Origin of the sequence: Pseudomonas sp. PvP025 (genome assembly GCF_017832155.1) — a bacterium.
Taxonomy (GTDB): domain Bacteria; phylum Pseudomonadota; class Gammaproteobacteria; order Pseudomonadales; family Pseudomonadaceae; genus Aquipseudomonas.
This window is the reverse complement of the sequence record NZ_JAFIBJ010000001.1, coordinates 2,342,759-2,360,180: the sequence shown is the minus strand read 5'-3', so window position 1 is coordinate 2,360,180 and position 17,422 is coordinate 2,342,759. Positions and strand designations below refer to the sequence as shown.

The 17,422-nt window shown below is 60.6% G+C and carries 13 protein-coding genes; 6 read left to right on the top strand and 7 right to left on the bottom strand.

What is annotated here, in order from left to right; all coding sequences use genetic code 11:
• The first annotated feature begins 23 nt into the window (after window positions 1-23).
• Window positions 24-1,223, top strand: a complete 1,200-nt coding sequence (locus tag JOE32_RS09750; protein WP_209990445.1) for an MFS transporter — start codon at window positions 24-26, stop codon at window positions 1,221-1,223.
• Between the two features lie 151 nt (window positions 1,224-1,374).
• Window positions 1,375-1,926 carry a redoxin domain-containing protein gene (locus JOE32_RS09745; RefSeq protein WP_209983521.1) on the top strand — a complete coding sequence of 184 codons (552 nt, stop codon included), beginning with the start codon at window positions 1,375-1,377 and terminating at the stop codon, window positions 1,924-1,926.
• Window positions 1,927-1,991: 65 nt separating this feature from the next.
• Here JOE32_RS09745 and JOE32_RS09740 read toward each other — a convergent pair whose 3' ends face one another.
• From JOE32_RS09740 to JOE32_RS09730, 3 genes are all read right to left on the bottom strand, one after another.
• Window positions 1,992-3,269 carry an outer membrane protein transport protein gene (locus JOE32_RS09740; protein ID WP_057010350.1) on the bottom strand — a complete coding sequence of 426 codons (1,278 nt, stop codon included), beginning with the start codon at window positions 3,267-3,269 and terminating at the stop codon, window positions 1,992-1,994.
• Window positions 3,270-3,817: 548 nt separating this feature from the next.
• The gene (locus JOE32_RS09735) at window positions 3,818-4,042 is read right to left on the bottom strand and encodes a hypothetical protein (protein WP_003175353.1); all 225 of its coding nucleotides are present in this window, start codon (window positions 4,040-4,042) and stop codon (window positions 3,818-3,820) included.
• 443 nt (window positions 4,043-4,485) lie between these two features.
• Window positions 4,486-4,791: a hypothetical protein gene (locus JOE32_RS09730; protein WP_209983520.1), complete on the bottom strand. Its 306-nt coding sequence runs from the start codon at window positions 4,789-4,791 to the stop codon at window positions 4,486-4,488.
• A gap of 458 nt (window positions 4,792-5,249) precedes the next feature.
• Between JOE32_RS09730 and JOE32_RS09725 the strand changes: the two genes are divergently transcribed.
• Both JOE32_RS09725 and rmuC read left to right on the top strand, forming a co-directional pair.
• Window positions 5,250-5,573, top strand: coding sequence for a sel1 repeat family protein (locus JOE32_RS09725; protein ID WP_209983518.1), 324 nt, complete (start codon window positions 5,250-5,252; stop codon window positions 5,571-5,573).
• 175 nt (window positions 5,574-5,748) lie between these two features.
• Window positions 5,749-7,113: a DNA recombination protein RmuC gene (gene rmuC, locus JOE32_RS09720; protein WP_209990442.1), complete on the top strand. Its 1,365-nt coding sequence runs from the start codon at window positions 5,749-5,751 to the stop codon at window positions 7,111-7,113.
• Window positions 7,114-7,237: 124 nt separating this feature from the next.
• Here rmuC and JOE32_RS09715 read toward each other — a convergent pair whose 3' ends face one another.
• The 3 genes from JOE32_RS09715 to JOE32_RS09705 form a co-directional block, all read right to left on the bottom strand.
• Complete coding sequence (locus JOE32_RS09715; protein WP_209983516.1) at window positions 7,238-10,708, bottom strand: PAS domain-containing hybrid sensor histidine kinase/response regulator; 3,471 nt, start codon at window positions 10,706-10,708, stop codon at window positions 7,238-7,240.
• 101 nt (window positions 10,709-10,809) lie between these two features.
• On the bottom strand, window positions 10,810-11,193 hold the full coding sequence (locus tag JOE32_RS09710) for a YbaN family protein (protein ID WP_209983514.1): 384 nt from the start codon (window positions 11,191-11,193) through the stop codon (window positions 10,810-10,812).
• Between the two features lie 20 nt (window positions 11,194-11,213).
• Window positions 11,214-11,801: a YecA family protein gene (locus JOE32_RS09705; protein WP_209983512.1), complete on the bottom strand. Its 588-nt coding sequence runs from the start codon at window positions 11,799-11,801 to the stop codon at window positions 11,214-11,216.
• A gap of 277 nt (window positions 11,802-12,078) precedes the next feature.
• Here JOE32_RS09705 and recQ point away from each other — a divergent pair, with 277 nt between their 5' ends.
• Together recQ and JOE32_RS09695 are read left to right on the top strand one after the other, a co-directional pair.
• Window positions 12,079-14,208, top strand: a complete 2,130-nt coding sequence (gene recQ / locus JOE32_RS09700) for a DNA helicase RecQ (RefSeq protein WP_209983510.1) — start codon at window positions 12,079-12,081, stop codon at window positions 14,206-14,208.
• A gap of 121 nt (window positions 14,209-14,329) precedes the next feature.
• Window positions 14,330-14,764 carry a MarR family transcriptional regulator gene (locus JOE32_RS09695; protein WP_057010357.1) on the top strand — a complete coding sequence of 145 codons (435 nt, stop codon included), beginning with the start codon at window positions 14,330-14,332 and terminating at the stop codon, window positions 14,762-14,764.
• Between the two features lie 458 nt (window positions 14,765-15,222).
• On the opposite strand, the gene JOE32_RS09690 is transcribed toward JOE32_RS09695, so the two are convergent.
• Window positions 15,223-17,412, bottom strand: coding sequence for a patatin-like phospholipase family protein (locus JOE32_RS09690; protein ID WP_209990439.1), 2,190 nt, complete (start codon window positions 17,410-17,412; stop codon window positions 15,223-15,225).
• Window positions 17,413-17,422 lie beyond the last annotated feature (10 nt).

The window sequence follows — 17,422 nt, the reverse complement described above, 5'->3', positions numbered from 1 at the left end:
GCGGAGAATAAGAAATGACCTCGATGTGGCGCACCAGTGGCTGGGTTCTTGTGGGGAGTGCGCTGATCCTGGCGTTGTCTTTGGGCGTGCGTCATGGCTTTGGCCTGTTTTTGTCGCCGATGAGCGCCGAATTCGGCTGGGGCCGTGAGACCTTCGCCTTCGCCATTGCCTTGCAAAACCTGATCTGGGGCCTGGCGCAGCCGTTCACCGGGGCCCTGGCCGACCGCTTTGGCGCGACCAAAACCGTGTTTGTCGGCGGCGTTCTTTACGCCGTGGGCCTGGTGTTGATGGGCTTGTCCGATTCGGCGTGGTCACTGTCATTAAGCGCGGGCCTGTTGATCGGCATCGGTCTGTCAGGCACTTCGTTTTCGGTGATCCTCGGTGTGGTCGGGCGTGCGGTGGCCCCGGAAAAACGTAGCATGGCCATGGGCATTGCCAGCGCCGCCGGGTCTTTTGGCCAATTCGCCATGGTGCCGGGCACCCTGGGTCTGATCAGTTGGCTGGGTTGGTCGGCCGCGCTCTTGGCACTGGGCTTGATGGTGGCGCTGATTCTGCCGCTGGTCAGCATGCTCAAGGACAGGCCGCTGCCGGTACTGGTCGGCCAGCAGACCCTGCGTGAAGCGTTGCGGGAAGCCTGTTCCCACTCCGGCTTCTGGTTACTGGCTTTTGGTTTCTTTGTCTGCGGTTTTCAAGTGGTGTTCATCGGTGTGCATTTGCCCGCCTACCTGGTGGACCAGCATTTGCCGGCCACGGTCGGCACCACCGTGCTGGCGTTGATTGGCCTGTTCAATATCTTCGGCACCTACACCGCCGGTTGGCTCGGCGGGCGCATGTCCAAGCCGCGCCTGCTGACGGGGTTGTATCTGTTGCGTGCGGTGGTGATCGCGCTGTTCCTGTGGGCGCCGGTGACCCAGGTCAGCGCGTACCTGTTCGGCATGGCCATGGGGTTCCTGTGGCTGTCCACCGTGCCGCTGACCAATGGCACGGTCGCGACGCTGTTCGGTGTGCGAAACCTCTCCATGCTCGGTGGGATTGTGTTCCTGTTTCACCAGCTCGGCTCGTTCCTCGGCGGGTGGTTGGGCGGGGTGGTCTATGATCATACCGGCAACTACGATTTGATCTGGCAGGTGGCAATCGCGCTCAGCCTGATCGCTGCAGGCCTGAACTGGCCGGTGCGCGAGCGGCCGGTGGCCAGGCTGCAGGCGCAGATGGAGGCAGCATGAGCGGGACAGCAAGGTCGTTGGTGATCGTCGCCGGCATCGTCCTGTTGCTGATGGCCTGGTGGGGCTGGCAACGTGGAGGACTGGCGTTGATGCAACTGGGTATGTCGATCTGTTAAGTTCGGGCTCTGAATTTTTTATAGGACATTTCCACATGCACATGCGCTGGCTTGCAGTTCCCGTGTTGATGGCGGCTTTTGGCGGGGTGGCGATGGCTGCCGAGTGTCCGCCGCTGCTCGAAGGGCAACTGCCCAAGTTGCGTGCGAAAGAATCCATCGACCTGTGCCAGCGTTTTGCCGGTAAACCGCTGGTGATCGTCAATACCGCGAGCTTTTGCGGGTTCGCGCCGCAATTCAAAGGTCTCGAAGCCTTGTACCAACGCTACAAGGGTCAGGGGCTGGAAGTGATCGGCGTGCCATCCGACGACTTCAAGCAGGAAGCCAGGACCGGCGAGGAGACCGCCAAGGTCTGCTATGTAAATTACGGCGTCACGTTCACCATGACCGAGCCGCAGCCGGTCAGGGGCGCGGATGCGGTGCACCTGTTCAAGGTGCTGGCGCAGCAGAGCAACGCGCCCAAATGGAATTTCTACAAGTACGTGGTGGACCGCCAGGGCAAGGTCATCGCCGACTTTTCCAGCCTCACCAAGCCCGACAGCCCGGAGTTGATAGACGCGGTCGAAAAGGCAATCGCCTCCAAACCCTGATGGGCGCCCATTGAAAAGCCCCGCCTCCCTTGCAGGAGAGCGGGGCTTTTTTATGCCGCTGTGAATCAGAAGCGGTAGGTCATGCCCAGGCCGAAACCATTGGCACTGTTTTCATACTTGGCGTTGTAGCTGGCCAATTGGTTGGAGCGTGCAACCTTGACGTCCTCTTCCTTCAGGTAGGAGTAGGCCACGTCGACGGTCATGTTCGGCATCACTTCGTAGCCAAGGCCCAGGCTGAAGATGGTGCGGTCGCCGGTCGGGATGCGCGGCGAGCGATCCGTGTTGTTGGTCGGCGACTGGTCGAACGTCAGGCCGGTACGCAGTACCACCTGTTTGGTCAGCTGGTACGAGGTACCCAAGGCGTAGGCCCAGGTATCGTGCCAGTTCTGGTCTTCCTTGATGGTGCTCACCAGGGCTGGCGCCAGTGCGCCGCCGGTAGCGCCGCTCACGCCCTTGTTTTCGACGGTGATGTCTTTCAGACGGCTCCAACGGGTCCAGGTCGCGCCCGCGTAGAGTTTCCACGCGTCGGTCAGGTCCTGGGTGACCGACAGGTCGTAGGACTCAGGGGTGTCGATCTTCAGCGACGCATCGTAGCGATTGCTGCGCAGGAACGGCGAAGTCGCAGTCGGTGCGGTGACTTCGGTATGGCCATCGAGCTTGTAGCTGACCTTGGAGTGATAGGTCAGGCCGACACGGGTGGTGTCGGTGGCTTGAACCAGCACGCCGACGTTGAAGCCCAGTGCGGTGTCGTCACCCTTGATCTTGATATTGGTGTCCGGCGCGGCAGGGTTCAGCGTCAGGTCCGATTCCAGGGTGCCGGCGATGCGGTTGATGGTCGGGCCAAAACCTACGGAAACGCGATCATTGAAGGCGTAGCTGACGGTAGGCTGCAAGGTGATGACTTTTACTTCGCTTTTGCTGCCAAAGCCACGGCCCTGGAAGCCGCTTTCGTAATCGGTCACCAGGCCGAACGGTGCATAGACGCCGAAGCCGACCGCCCATTGATCGTTGAGTTTATTGGTGTAGAAACCGAAAGGAACGCCAGTGAAAGGCACCATATCGCCTTTGTTGCTGCCGCGGGAGCGGCCACTCACGTCGCTGATGTCGGTGGAGGCGTCGATGGCTGCAGCGCCACCCGTGACCTGCTGGCCTTGCAGGCGTGCCATACCGGCAGGGTTGCCGTAGACAGTGCTTGCATCATCGGCAGAAGAGGAACGACCGGCGAAACCCGTACCCATCCCGCTGACGCTCTGTTCGTTCAGCGCGAAACCGCTTGCGAACAGTTGGGAAGAGGCCATGGCAACGGCGAAGCTAAGTGTGGTCTTGAGCATTACTTTTTTCATTATTAGAACTCCGTGGTGATCACCGTTGCGGAAAGTATCAATAAATTTAACATCGCGCTATAGGCTGTAATGCAGGAGATAGAGGGGTTTTGTAGGACAATCAGACCAAAATTCTCGTTATTTGACGAATCTTGCAAATTCCCCGGTCGGTGGGGGCTCATGATTCATTGGCGAAACACCGGTTTACCGAGCTTTGCTCACCATGCGTAGTCCGCTTTGAGCATGAAATATTTATTTTCAGATACGTGTCACCCGTCGATAAGGCTCACTTACGCTTCAATCAGCGGGGATGGTCGACGACGCCTGAGCGGGGAGGGCTTGGCAGCAATGAATCGAAGCTCAGGCTCGCCGAAAGCGGATCATGCCGCTCGAGTTGAAGTGTAGTGTGATATTCGTGATGTAAAAGGCTGTTTTTAAAACATCTTCTTCATTCAGTTATAACGGTTATATCTATTCGAACTGAGGTCGAAATCGCCGAGTACAAATCGCGGGCAATAAAAAACCCTGTTTTTCAGACAGGGTTTTTGCGTTTCAGCGACTCGGGTCGATCAGGCAACCAGTGCCTGACGGGTACGCTCGATCACGGCCTGCAGCGGTTCTGCGCTGGAGTATTGATCGGGGTACAGGCGTTCGCTGTGACGCGCGATGCCGTGCTCGTTGACCAGGGTGAAACTGAAGCAGCCTTTGCGAGCGGCCATGATCAGGCAGTTCATTGGGGCAAAAGCGTTGGTGAGGGTGCGGATGGCATCCTGAGTGTGAATTTGAGCGTTCATATTATGGGTGTTCCTACAAATGACACGGTTTAAGAACCGTGCAACGTTAAAACGTTCCAGTAACGTTGATCACCATTGATCAAACGAAGAACCTGACTGGAACAAAGCCGCCAGTTTGAAGCGCTGATAATTAGGCGCGCTTGGGCTGGCAGGTAGGTACTTAGGAGGGCAGGCAACACAACAAGGGCAAAGGTTCTGGGCCCGGGGTGAAGATCCTGATCAATCTGCAGGTTGGTTCGGTCAGAGTATGGAAACTTCGCGACACCCTTTGCTTATTCAAAGGCTGTGTCGTCGCAAGCGATACCTGGAAACCATCGAGGTGGTCGATCCCGCGTTGTTCAGGGGATTTGTTCGACCAGAATTGACTTTCAGCTTGGTACTAACGCCGCGGATAGTAATGGATCGAAACACGAAAGGAAAGCCCGCTGGCAAAAAAACTTCATTCAGCCGCCAAGCAGTCCGCGATACACCAGCACCGTAATCGCCGCCGCCAGCGAGCAGCCCAGCGCGTAGGTGGCCAGGGTCAGCCGCAGTGACTGGCCTGCTTCGACCACCTTCATCACATCCCCCATGTCATTGATCCGGCCCTCACCCAGCTCAATGCACAGGCTCAATGCCGTGAACGCCGCAGACACCAGAATGGCGATGGCGAACAATGCGCCGTCGGGGGAGGGCAGCGCCGCATTGATGCCCAGAGACGTCGCGCAGATGGCCAATAACAACACGGCGAATAACAGCATTCCTTTCATGTATCCGTACACCGATGCGCTGCCAGGTGGGGCAGTGTGGCGACCGGAAAGGCATTTGAAAAGTCCCGCTTTCGCACCTTCGGTAACATTTGCGCTGGTTGACGACTCAAAAAATCACGTTCATATAGCCGGATGATTGCAACTTGTGCACATTGGTTGCAGCCTGTGTCGTGCTGCCGGTACTTGCACTCCGGGGCCGCCATTTGCCTGCAATGAAAATTTAAGTCAATGAAAAACATCGCTTTTTTTTATTGGTGAAAAAATCGTCAGTTTGACTGCGGCCCCCGTTCCATGGGGCTTTGCGCAAGTTAAAGCACGGTTGTCCACTGAGTTATCCACAGCTTCTGTGGATTGTCCCACGCGCTTGCTCTAGCACGGGCGTGCAGGTTTATTTCAGCTTTACCTGCACGAAAAAAAGAGTAGAGTGGCGCGCCTTCCGATCTGTCCCACAGTGCTTTATGAAGTTTCGCTCAGTATCATCTTCTGTTACCGATACCTCCCAGACTGTTACCGCACCCAGGCGCTTCTCCCTGAAGGTCGCCTTGTGGCTGCTCGACAGTCCACGCCTGGGGCATCACACCAACGTCAAGCACTTTGCCGGGCGTTTGCTCAAGCAGCCGGCCCGCGCAGGCGTGGTGGCTGCGCAGAGTCGCCTGGGCGAACTCATGTGCCGTGAATGCGGGAATGCCCGCGACCGTCGCATCGGCCACGACCTGCTGCGCCTGGCCGCCCGCGCCGGCGATCGCCGTGCCCTGCGCGAATTGGCCCAGGTCGAAGACTGAGCTGTCCTCCAGCCCTGCGCTTGGTTAACCTTGGTCTTTTTCGGTGACGGCAAATATGGCTATGGCTTTTGACTGGACCAGCCTCGCGCTGGGCCTCGCGGGCGCCGCGGTGCCGTTATTGGCGCTGTGTTGGCAGCTTCAGCGGCGCCTGACTGCGCGCACCACCGGCTGGGAACTGCTCGAAGAACGACTGGCCACCGCGCAACTGGCCCAGGAAGGGCTTGCTGCCCAGCTGGACGCCAGCCGCGATGAGATCAGCGACTTGAGCCACGCCAACGCGGCCAAGCAGGCGGATCTGGCGGCCGTGCGTCGCGAGGTCGAATTGCTGCAGATCGATCGCGATAATGCCCGCGATGCCGCCCACGCCTGGAATCTCGACCGTAGCGCCAAGGAGACCGAACTGCGCCGCCTCGACGCCCTGGCGGCCGCGTTGCAGGCCGAGCTGCGCGAGCAACAGGACAGCCACCAGCAACGCCTCACCGACCTGCAAGGTTCCCGGGATGAGCTGCGTGCGCAATTCGCTGAGCTGGCCGGGAAAATCTTCGATGAACGTGAGCAGCGCTTCGCCGAAACCAGCCAGGAACGCCTCGGTCAGTTGCTCGATCCGCTCAAGGAACGCATCCAGTCCTTCGAAAAGCGCGTTGAAGAAAGCTACCAGAATGAAGCCCGTGAACGTTTCTCCCTGGCCAAGGAGCTTGAACGCCTGCAGCAATTGAACCTGCGCCTGTCGGACGAAGCCACCAACCTGACCCGCGCCCTCAAGGGCCAGAAAACCCAGGGCAACTGGGGCGAGTTGATCCTTGAGCGCGTGCTGGAGCATGCAGGCCTGGAGAAGGGCCGCGAGTACCAGACACAAGTCAGCCTCAAGGGTCCGGACGGCGAGCGTTTCCAGCCGGATGTGCTGATCATGTTGCCCGGCGACAAGCAGGTGGTCGTCGACTCCAAGGTCAGCCTGACCGCCTACCAGCAGTATGTGGCGGCGGATGACGAGGTGATCGGCCAGGCGGCGTTGAAGCAGCACGTGCTGTCGCTGCGCAATCACGTCAAAGGCTTGGCCGGCAAGGATTACAAACGCCTGGAGGGGTTGCACAGCCTGGACTTCGTGCTGTTGTTCGTGCCGATCGAGGCGGCTTTTTCGGCGGCCTTGCAGGCCGAGCCCAACCTGTTCCAGGAAGCGTTCGACCGCCACATCGTGATCGTCAGCCCCACCACCTTGCTCGCCACATTGCGCGTGATCGACAGCCTGTGGAAGCAGGAGCGTCAAAGCCAGAACGCGCGGGAGATCGCCGAACGTGCCGGGTGGCTGTACGACAAGTTCGTGCTGTTTATCCAGGACCTGGATGAAGTGGGCAACCGGCTGCAGCAGTTGGATAAGGCTTACAGCGCAGCGCGCAACAAGCTTACGGATGGACGCGGAAATCTGGTCAGCCGCACCGAGCAATTAAGGCTGCTCGGTGCCCGCGCCAGCAAAAGCCTGCCGGCCGATTTGCTCGAACGCGCGATGACCGACTCTGATGGCGTGGCGCACGTCCCCGAATAAAAACGCAGCCCCAGTGTGGGAGGCGACTTGCTCCCGATAGCGGCGGGCCAGCTACGTTTTGGTTGGCTGAGCGACTGCAATCGGGAGCACGCCCCCTGCCACATTTTGACCGAGTGAAGCAGGCTTACAGCGGCAGGTGCCGGCTTAACAGCGCCCGCAGCGCTGCAGGTTTTACCGGCTTGGCGAGGTAGTCCAGCCCCGCTGCGTGAACTTCGGCGACTGTCTCTGCACGGCCATCGGCGCTGATCACCACGCCGGGAATCGGCTCGGCCAGCTGCGCACGCAACCAACCCATCAGCCCGGTGCCGGTTTCGCCGTGGTCCAGGTGATAGTCCACCAACACCAGTTGCGGACGTACGCCGTCGGCAAGCAAGACGGCGCATTGCGCCTGATCGGCGGCGGTCCATACTTCGCAGCCCCACCGGGTCAGCAGGCTGCGCATACCGATCAGGATGCTGTCTTCATTGTCCACGCACAGCACGCGCGCGCCACTCAGCGGTTGGCCGGTTTCCTGCGGCGCCTTGAGCGGTGGGCTGGCTTGGTTGCGCGCCAATGGCACGCGCATGCTGAACACGCTGCCTTTGCCCGGCCAGGAGCGCACGCTCAGGCGGTGGCCCAGCACCCGGCACAAGCCATCGGCAATCGCCAAGCCCAGGCCCAGGCCTTTCTCGGCGCGGGTCTGGTGGCTGTCCAGGCGCTTGAACTCCTCGAAAATGACCTTCTGTTTATCCAGCGGAATGCCCGGGCCACGGTCCCACACCTCCAGGCACAATTCCCCGCGACGCCGGCGTACGCCCAGCAGCACCGGGCCTTCGGCATAACGGAATGCATTGGTCAGAAAATTCTGCAAAATCCGCCGCAGCAGCTTGATGTCACTGTCGACTCGCAGACGGCTGCCGCGCAGACGAAAGCGCAAGCCTTGCTCCTGAGCCAACGCCTTGAACTCGGCGCCAAGGGTGTCAAACAGTTCGTTCAGTACAAACGGCTGACGCTGCGGGTTGATCTTGCCGTTTTCCAGGCGCGAAATATCCAGCAGGTCGCTGATCAGGTCTTCAGCCGAACGCAGCGAACTGTCCAGGTGCTGCACCAGTTGCCGGGCGTCGCTCGAAAGGCCGTCGTGCTGATGGGAGAGGGCGGCGGAGAACAGACGTGCGGCGTTCAAGGGCTGCATCAGGTCATGGCTCACTGCGGCGAGAAAGCGGGTTTTCGACTGGCTGGCAGACTCGGCCACGCCTTTGGCGTCGGTGAGTGCCAGGTTGAGTTGCGACAGTTCATGGGTGCGCTCGGTCACCCGTTGTTCCAGCCCTTCATTGGCCTCGGTGAGGGCCTGCTCCGCTTCGCGGAACGCGGTGATGTCGGTGAAACTCATGACAAAGCCGCCGCCCGGCATCGGATTGCCGATCAGCTCGATCACCCGGCCATTGGGAAACAGACGCTCGGAGGTGTGCGCACGGCCCTGGCGCATCCAGTGCAGACGTCGCGCCACATGCACCTCGGCCTCGCCCGGGCCGCACAGGCCGCGTTCGGCGTTGTAGCGAATGATGTCGGCAATTGGCCGGCCCACGCTGATCAGCCCGTCCGGGTAGTTGAACAGCTCCAGGTAACGGCGGTTCCAGGCCACCAGCTTGAGTGACTGATCGACCACGCTGATGCCCTGGGTGATGTTCTCGATGGCGCCTTGCAACAGGGCCCGGTTGAACTGCAGCACTTCCGAGGCTTCGTCGGCGATTCGGACGACGTCCTCAAGCTGCATTTCCCGACCTTCAATGGCAGCTTTTACCACGGCCCGCGTCGACGAGGCGCCGAGTACCCCGGCCAGCAGGCGTTCGGTGTGGGCGATCCAGTCATTGTCGGCATTCTGGTTGGGGTTGAAACCTTTGCCCTGACGATAGGCGAAGCGGATGAAGCTCTGCTGCGCGCGTTCCTCACCGACAAAGCGCGCCGCCAGGCTGAGCAGGTCGCTGATCTGCACCGACAGCATGGAGCGCGCGCTGGCACGCTGGCTGGTCTCCTGGCCGATAAAGCGGCCGGCCTGCCAATGCTCGGAAACCCGGGTGCGCGACAACATCGACACCCACACGAAGAGAGTGAAGTTGCCTGCCAGGGAAAACACCGTGCCGAGGGTCAGCGAGGTGACGGACAACCCCAGCGGGTGCGAATGCAGCCAGGTCATGCCGGGGAAAATGCTGAAGGACCAACCGAGGCTTTTCGCGGTCACCGGTAGGACCAGGGTGTAGAACCACAGGAACGTGCCCGCCGCGAGGCCTGCAAACACGCCACGCCGATTGGCCTGCTTCCAGTACAACGCGCCGAGCATGGCGGGCGCCAGTTGGGTCACGGCGGCAAAGGCGATCTGACCGATGGTGGCCAGGCTGGCGGTGGAGCCCAGCAACCGATAGCTGACATAGGCCAGCAGCAGGATGATCACAATGCTGACCCGGCGCACCGAGAGCATCCAGTGGCGGAACACTTCGAACGGCCGCTCGGCGCTGGAACGGCGCAGCAGCCAGGGCAGCAGCATGTCGTTGGACACCATGGTCGACAGCGCGATGCTGGCCACGATTACCATGCCGGTGGCGGCCGAGGCGCCGCCGATAAACGCCAATACCGCCAGCGCCGGATGAGCTTCGGCCAGGGGCAGGCTGATCACGTAGGAGTCGGGCAATACCGAGCCGGGCAACAGCATCTTGCCGCCCAGGGCAATTGGCACCACGAACAGTGCGGCGAGGATCAGGTACGCCGGAAACACCCATTTGGCCAGGCGCAGGTCCTGCGGGTCGATGTTCTCGACCACTGTGACGTGGAACTGCCGTGGCAGGCAGATGATCGCCATCATGGCCACGCCCGTCTGCACCACCATCGACGGCCAATTGATGGTCTCTTTCCAGTATTCCTCCAGCCGGGGCGCGAGCATCGCCTGGCTGAACAGGTCGTCGAAGCCGTCATACAAGCCGTAGGTCACAAACGCGCCGACCGCAAGAAACGCGAACAGCTTGACCAGCGATTCGAATGCAATCGCCAGCACCATCCCTCGGTGGTGTTCGGTGGCGTCGAGGTTGCGGGTGCCGAAGACGATAGTGAATAGCGCCAGCACCAGTGAAACCACCAGCGCCGTGTCCTGGGCGCGGGTGCCGGTGGTGTCGGCGCCAGAGCCGATCAACAGGTTGACCCCCAGCACGATGCCTTTGAGTTGCAGCGCGATATACGGCAGCACGCCGACCAGGCAGATCAATGCAACCACCACGGCCAGCGACTGGGATTTGCCATAACGGGCGGCGATAAAGTCGGCGATGGAGGTGATGTTTTCCTGCTTGCTGATCAGCACCATCTTTTGCAGCACCCAGGGTGCCAGTACCAGCAACAGCACCGGGCCCAGGTAGATCGGGATGAATGCCCACAGCTGTTCGGCCGCCTGGCCGACGGCGCCGAAGAACGTCCAGCTGGTGCAATACACCGCCAGCGACAGGCTGTACACCCATGCGCGCACACGTGGTGGCAATGGCGCGCGGCGGCGGTCACCGTAGAAGGCGATGGCAAACATAATGGCCATATAGGCCAGGGCAACGGCGGCGATCAGCCCGCTGGACAGCGTCATGTTAACTCCGAGCACAGGAACACCCAGGCAGACCCGGCCCGGCGGGACAGTCTCGCATGATGCAGGGGGTTAGTCAGTGTCGACCAAGGTCGCCCCCTCGATCACCTCGGTGGCAGGGTTTTCTGACGCAGGATGTAAACCGTTACCAGCACGGCGCTGGTCAGCATGAACCCGCGCGCCCAGGGCGAGGGCACCAGGTAGCAGGATACGCCGATACTCAGCCACATCAGGCCGATGGCGTAGACCTTGCCCTTGAGCGGGATGCCATTGCCGTCCAGATAGCCTCGAATCCACGGGCCCAGTTGCGGGTGTTCCACCAGCCAGCGGTAGAAGCGCGGAGAGCTGCGTGCGAAGCAGGCGGCGGCGAGCAGGAGGAACGGCGTGGTGGGCAGCACCGGCATGAAAATGCCGATCACCCCCAGCGCCACGCTGAGCCAGCCGATGGCCAGCAGCGTATAGCGCAGGAGCGGCGAGCGATTGCCCATGGGTGTCACGGGCAAACCACTCAGTGGTGGCGAGGCTTGAGAATCGCCGGTTTTTCGTCAGGCGCGTTGCACAACAGGTACAGCGCGGTGAGGGCTTCCGGGATCTGTACGATCATGTCGTCCATCAGATTGGCGTCGGCGGCGATGTCGGAGAATTCAGCTTCCTCCTCGAACAGGCCCGAACCGACCATGATTGGCAGCAGCATCTCGCTGACTTCTTCTTCGGCCGATTCGAACCAGGCGGCTTCACGCAGGAACACGCCTTCCATGAAACCGATGCACCAGCCGCGCAGGTCGGAGTCATCCGGATCGTCGCCCAGGTCCAGCTCGCACGGCAGCTCGAATTCCTCGTCGGAGGCCAGTTGGCGACCGATGTGAGCCTTGAGGGCCACCAGGGTGGATTCGATTTCTTCGCGGTGGGCGTCGTCGGTGTAGTGAGGCTCTTCAGCGAACAGCGCGTCGATCCATTCACGGTCGGGGACGACGTCGGCGCAAATCGACAGGGCGGTCAGGTAGCCGTGGGCGGCCACGTAGTCCAGCGCCTCGTCATGCAGCTCATCGGCGTCGAGGAAGGCTTGCAGGCGGGTTAGTTGCTCAGCGAAGGACATTGAAGGACTACCTTGGGAATAAACGATGCTGAATTCTAGGCTTTCTTGAGCGCCCAGGCCAGCCGCACTGCATATTTGCCAGGTTTTAGCGAGAGAGGTCTATTCGTCAGTCGCGCCCTTTGCCGGATGACGCTCGGGTATACTGCCGCGTTTTGTGATGCCCCATGCAGGCCGGGCGGCGCTCCGGGAAAACTTCGCTTACGGATTATTTTCCGTGCCCGCGCAGTTTTTCGGCCAGCCTGTACAGAGGGATTTCGGCACCATTTTGGAGTTTTACATGCTCGAGCAGGCTCAACGCGTCCTCAAGGACATCTTCGGCTACGACAGTTTTCGTGGCCGCCAGGGTGCGATCATTGAGCGCGTGGCCAACGGTGGTGATGCCCTGGTATTGATGCCCACCGGCGGTGGCAAATCCTTGTGCTTCCAGGTGCCAGCCTTGCTGCGCAATGGCCTGGCGGTGGTGGTTTCGCCGTTGATCGCGTTGATGGACGATCAGGTGGCTACCCTGGAAGAACTCGGCGTCGCGGCGGCCTCGCTGAACTCCACCCTCAGCGCCGAGCAGCAGCGCGACCTGGCCGCACGCATCAAGCGCGGCGAAGTGAAAATGCTTTATCTGGCCCCCGAGCGCCTGGTGCAGCCGCGCATGCTGGCGTTTCTGCAGAGCCTGGAAATCGCCCTGTTCGCCATCGACGAAGCCCACTGCGTGTCGCAGTGGGGGCATGATTTTCGTCGCGAATATTTGCAGTTGGGCCAGTTGGCCGAGCTGTTCCCCGATGTGCCGCGTATCGCCCTGACCGCCACCGCCGACAAGCGTACCCGTGAGGAAATCGTCGAGCGCCTGCATCTGCAGAACGCCGAGCGTTTCCTGTCGAGTTTTGACCGACCGAATATCTTCTACCGCATCGTGCCCAAGGAGCAGCCGCGCAAGCAGTTGCTGGCGTTCCTGTCCGAGCGGCGCAGCGATGCCGGCATTGTCTACTGCCTGTCACGCAAAAAGGTCGATGAAGTGGCCGCGTTCCTCTGCGAGCAGGGCTACCCGGCACTGCCGTACCACGCGGGTCTGCCCAATGAGACGCGCTCGGCCCACCAGAAGCGCTTCCTCAACGAGGAAGGCCTGATCATGGTGGCAACCATTGCGTTCGGCATGGGCATCGACAAATCCAACGTGCGCTTCGTCGCCCACATGGACCTGCCCAAATCCCTCGAGGCTTACTACCAGGAAACCGGCCGCGCCGGCCGCGATGGCCTGCCGGCGGATGCCTGGATGGTCTACGGCCTGCAGGATGTGGTGATGCTCAAGCAGATGTTGCAGAACTCCGAAGGCGACGAGCGTCACAAGCGCCTGGAGCAGCACAAGCTCGACGCTATGCTGTCGCTGTGCGAAGAAACCCGTTGCCGTCGTCAGACCTTGCTCGCCTACTTCGACGAAGACATGCCCGAGCCCTGTGGCCATTGCGATAATTGCACCGATGGCGTGCAGACCTGGGACGCCACCGAGCCGGCGCGTCAGGCATTGTCGACCATCTACCGCACCGGCCAGCGCTACGGCGTGGGGCATTTGGTGGATGTCTTGCTGGGCAAGGACAACGAGAAAGTGCGCAGCTTCGGCCACGAAAAGCTCTCGGTCTACGGCGTCGGCAAGGCCCGCGCCGAGGGCGAATGGCGTTCGTTGTTCCGGCAGATGGTCGCGCGCAACCTGGTGGACATCGACATCGAAGGTTACGGCGGCCTGCGCCTTAACGACAGTTGCCGGCCGCTGCTCAAGGGCGAGGTAACCCTGGAGCTGCGCCGCGACCTCAAGCCGCAGACCACTGCCAAAAGCAGCAGCACCAGCCAGGCCAGTCAGTTGGTGCGTGGCGAAGAACGCGAACAGTGGGAAGCCTTGCGCACCCTGCGCCGCAAACTGGCGCAGGAACACAGCGTGCCGCCTTACGTCATCTTCCCCGACTCCACCTTGCTGGAGATGCTGCGCGAGCAGCCCACCACCATGGCGGAGATGGCCAGGGTCAGCGGCGTGGGCGCGCGCAAGCTGGAGCGCTACGGCCAGGCCTTCCTCGAAGTACTCGGCGGGCAAGCCGAAGCGCCGAAGGAAGTCGCCGATATCCGCCACGAACTGATCAGCCTGGCGCGAGCCGGCATGACGCCGATCCAGATCGCTGGCCAACTGCAATGCTCGGAAAAAAACGTCTACACCTTGCTCGCTGAATCCATTGGCAAGCAGCAATTGTCACTTGAGCAGGCCCTTGATTTACCGGAGGATCTGCTCGGCGAAATTCAGGATGCCTTCCTTGACGGAGAGGGCGAACTGCCACCCGTTGCGGAGATCGCACCGCTGTTCACCGGACGTGTGCCGGAAGGCGTCCTGTACTGTGTACGTGCGGCGTTGCAGTCTGAATTCGAGATTTAATGGGCCAATTGCGACAATGTAACGAATCAGTACATAGCCACTATTGCCTATGGGCATGGCTCATGCTTAGCTGACTAATAATTAGCCAAACTTTATTTTCAGTCTAAAACACGAGTTTTTTATGCCGTTAACCGATCAACACCGATTTGGCATGCAACTGGCGCAAATGTCCCGAGGTTGGCGCGCCGAGCTGGACCGCCGCCTTGCGGGGCTGGGCTTATCCCAGGCGCGTTGGCTGGTGCTGCTGCACCTGGCGCGTTTCGAAGATGCCCCGACTCAGCGGGAGCTGGCGCAGAGCGTAGGTGTGGAAGGGCCGACCCTTGCGCGGTTGCTCGACAGCCTCGAAGGCCAGGGGTTGGTGCAGCGCCAGGCTGTGGTGGAGGATCGGCGGGCCAAGCGGATTTTGTTGTGTGATACGGCTCGGCCGTTGATTGATCAGATTGAGACGATTGCGACTGCTTTGCGCCATGAGTTGTTTGTGGGGGTGGATGAGGCGGATTTGAAAGTGTGCATGCGGGTGCATGGGCATATTTTGCAAAATTTGGAGAAGTCTTGATTAAGTGATCCGTTATTTGGGTAATGGCTACTGGCGGTTCTGCTCTTACAGCGGGTCACTTTTTGAAGAGCACAAAAACTAACCCAAAACGCTTCGCCCCAACACTCGGCACCTCGCCTGCGTTCGGCCAGCGTGTTTGACGGGGCGCTTCAGATCAAAAGCAAAAGCGCGGCAGCCTTAGAACCGACGGGAATTGTCTGTCGTACGCCGTAAAATGTGGGGGCTTGCTCCCGATGAGGGTGGGTCAGTCTGCTTATGTGTAGCTGACCCACTGCTATCGGGAGCAAGCCCCCTCCCACATTTGGATCTCCATTTGTCTGATGGATATCACACTGCTTTGGTTACTTTGGGCTGGGCCGGCATTCCGGCTCTTTTCCAAACTGACCCGCCGTAAGGGCGGAACCAATAGCCGCCATTACCTAAATAATGGATATATACCCCGCCCAAAAACACCCCCCTTAAAACGTCTGCCCCAAATTCAAATAAACCGCCTTCTGCCGCTCATCATTAAACCCATAACTGAAATTCAACGGCCCCAGCGGCGTATCAAACCCCAAAAACACACTCGCAGCATTGATATACCCGCTGTCGAACTCATTATCATTGTTCCACGCCCGACCCCGCTCCAGAGAAGCCCCCAGGTACAGCGGGAAATCCAGCGGCAAGTACGACCGCGGCGTCAGTCGGCGATAGTAAACCGCTCGCATCAGGCTGATGTTCTGCCCGGAAATCGCATCCTGACGAAACCCCGACAACTGCCGCGCGCCGCCCAGCAGAAAGCTGGAAACCACCACCTCCGAGTTGTCCAGCGTGCGCCCATAACGGCCCCCCAGCACCAGCGTGTCCGGGCCATGGCTCATCGCCTTGTCCAACTTGAACTCCCATTGCCGGTAGCGCTGATCGGAGCCCAGTCCCGGTTCGAATTCGCGGAAAGCCAGGGCGATATCTTCGCCCGTGTGGGGGAAGTACACATTGTCCAGGGAATCGAAGGAATATTTGAGTTCGTAGAAGCCTTCGCTGAAGCTCGCACTCGGCAGGTCGCGTTCGCCGATGCGCACGTCCGCCTTGCCCCACGCTTCACCGACGCCGAAGCGAATCTCGCCGCTGTTGCCGATCTGCCGCCCGATATTCAGGCCAAACCCATAGCGCTCCACGCGGTATTCGGCGATCGGGTCGTTGTCCAGCACCAGTTCGACGTTTTGCGCCCTGGCGGTTAGATAGGGCGCAACGAAGTAACGCGAGCCGGCGTCCATCGGTTGATAGAACTCGCTGTACAACTCCTGCCGATCACCGATCTGCACACGCGTCAGCCATTCGGCACCGAGGCGGTTGATGCCGTTGACGCGGTAACTGGCGCCCAGGTTGAAGGCACTGTCGCCGCGCATGTCGTCCGACAGGTTCAGGCCCAGCCGCAGGTAGTCGGTACCGCTGCGCTTGCCCCGTGCGCTGATCACCAGGGTGTTGTCGCGGCCTTTTTTCACCACGCGGTATTGCACCTGTTCGAAGTAATCCAGGCCATACAGGGTGCCCATGTCCGATTGCAGGCGGCCCAGGTTGAGGGGCTCGCCCAGGGGTTGGCGGATGTAGTAGCGGATTACGTCGTCGCTGACTTTCGAGTCGTTCTCCACGTTGATGGCGGTAATCACGGGTGTGCGCTCGCCAGGGGCTCGCGCGGCCACCAGCTCGGCATCGATCTGTTCGGCGGGACGCAGGTGGGCCAGGCGCTGGTCGAGGGCGCGGGTGGCGCGGTAGCCGGCGTCGATCATGTCCCTGGCGCGGCCGAAATCGGTGACGCCGTAGGCGCTCAGTGGCGGCTGGATCAGCACGTCCTTGGGATGCAGGGCCTTGAGCTGTTCTTCGGAGTTGCGCCGGGTCATCAGGGTGATGGACTGGTTGAGTACATCTACCACCGTAGCCAGTTGCTTGCGCGAGCGTAGCGGGGTGCCGATGTCGACCACGATAGCAATGTCGACGCCCATCTCACGCGCCACGTCCACGGGAATGTTATCGGTCATGCCACCGTCCACCAGCAATCGGCCGTCCAGTTCCACCGGGGCGAATACGGCAGGGATCGACATGCTGGCGCGAATCACCTGGGGCAGGTGGCCTTTGCTGAACACCACTTTTTCGCCCGTGGTGATGTCGGTGGCCACCGCCCGAAACGGGATAGGCAGTTTGTCGAAATTACGCGTGTTGCTGCTGTGGGCGAACATGCTCTCCAGCAGCAGCGCGAGGTTCTGGCCCTGGATCACGCCCAGCGGCAGGCCGAGGCTGCCGTCGTCGCGGAAGCTGAGTTTCTGCTTGACCAGAAAATCCCGGTCATCCTGCTTGCGGCGAAACGGTACGTCTTCGCGTGGTGGTGCATCGGACAGGGCTTGCTGCCAGTCGATGCTCAGCGCGAGTTTTTCCAGTTCGTCGATCTTGTAGCCCGATGCGTACAGCCCGCCGATCACCGCGCCCATGCTGGTGCCGGCGATGGCATCGATGTGGATGCCTTGCTCCTCCAGCGCTTTGAGCACGCCAATGTGGGCCAGGCCACGCGCGGCGCCGCCGGACAGCACCAGGCCGATTTTCGGGCGTGGCGGTTCAACGGCATCGGCAAGAAGGGGAAACAGGCACAGGAACAGGCAGGACAACAGGCGGCGCATCATGAATCTC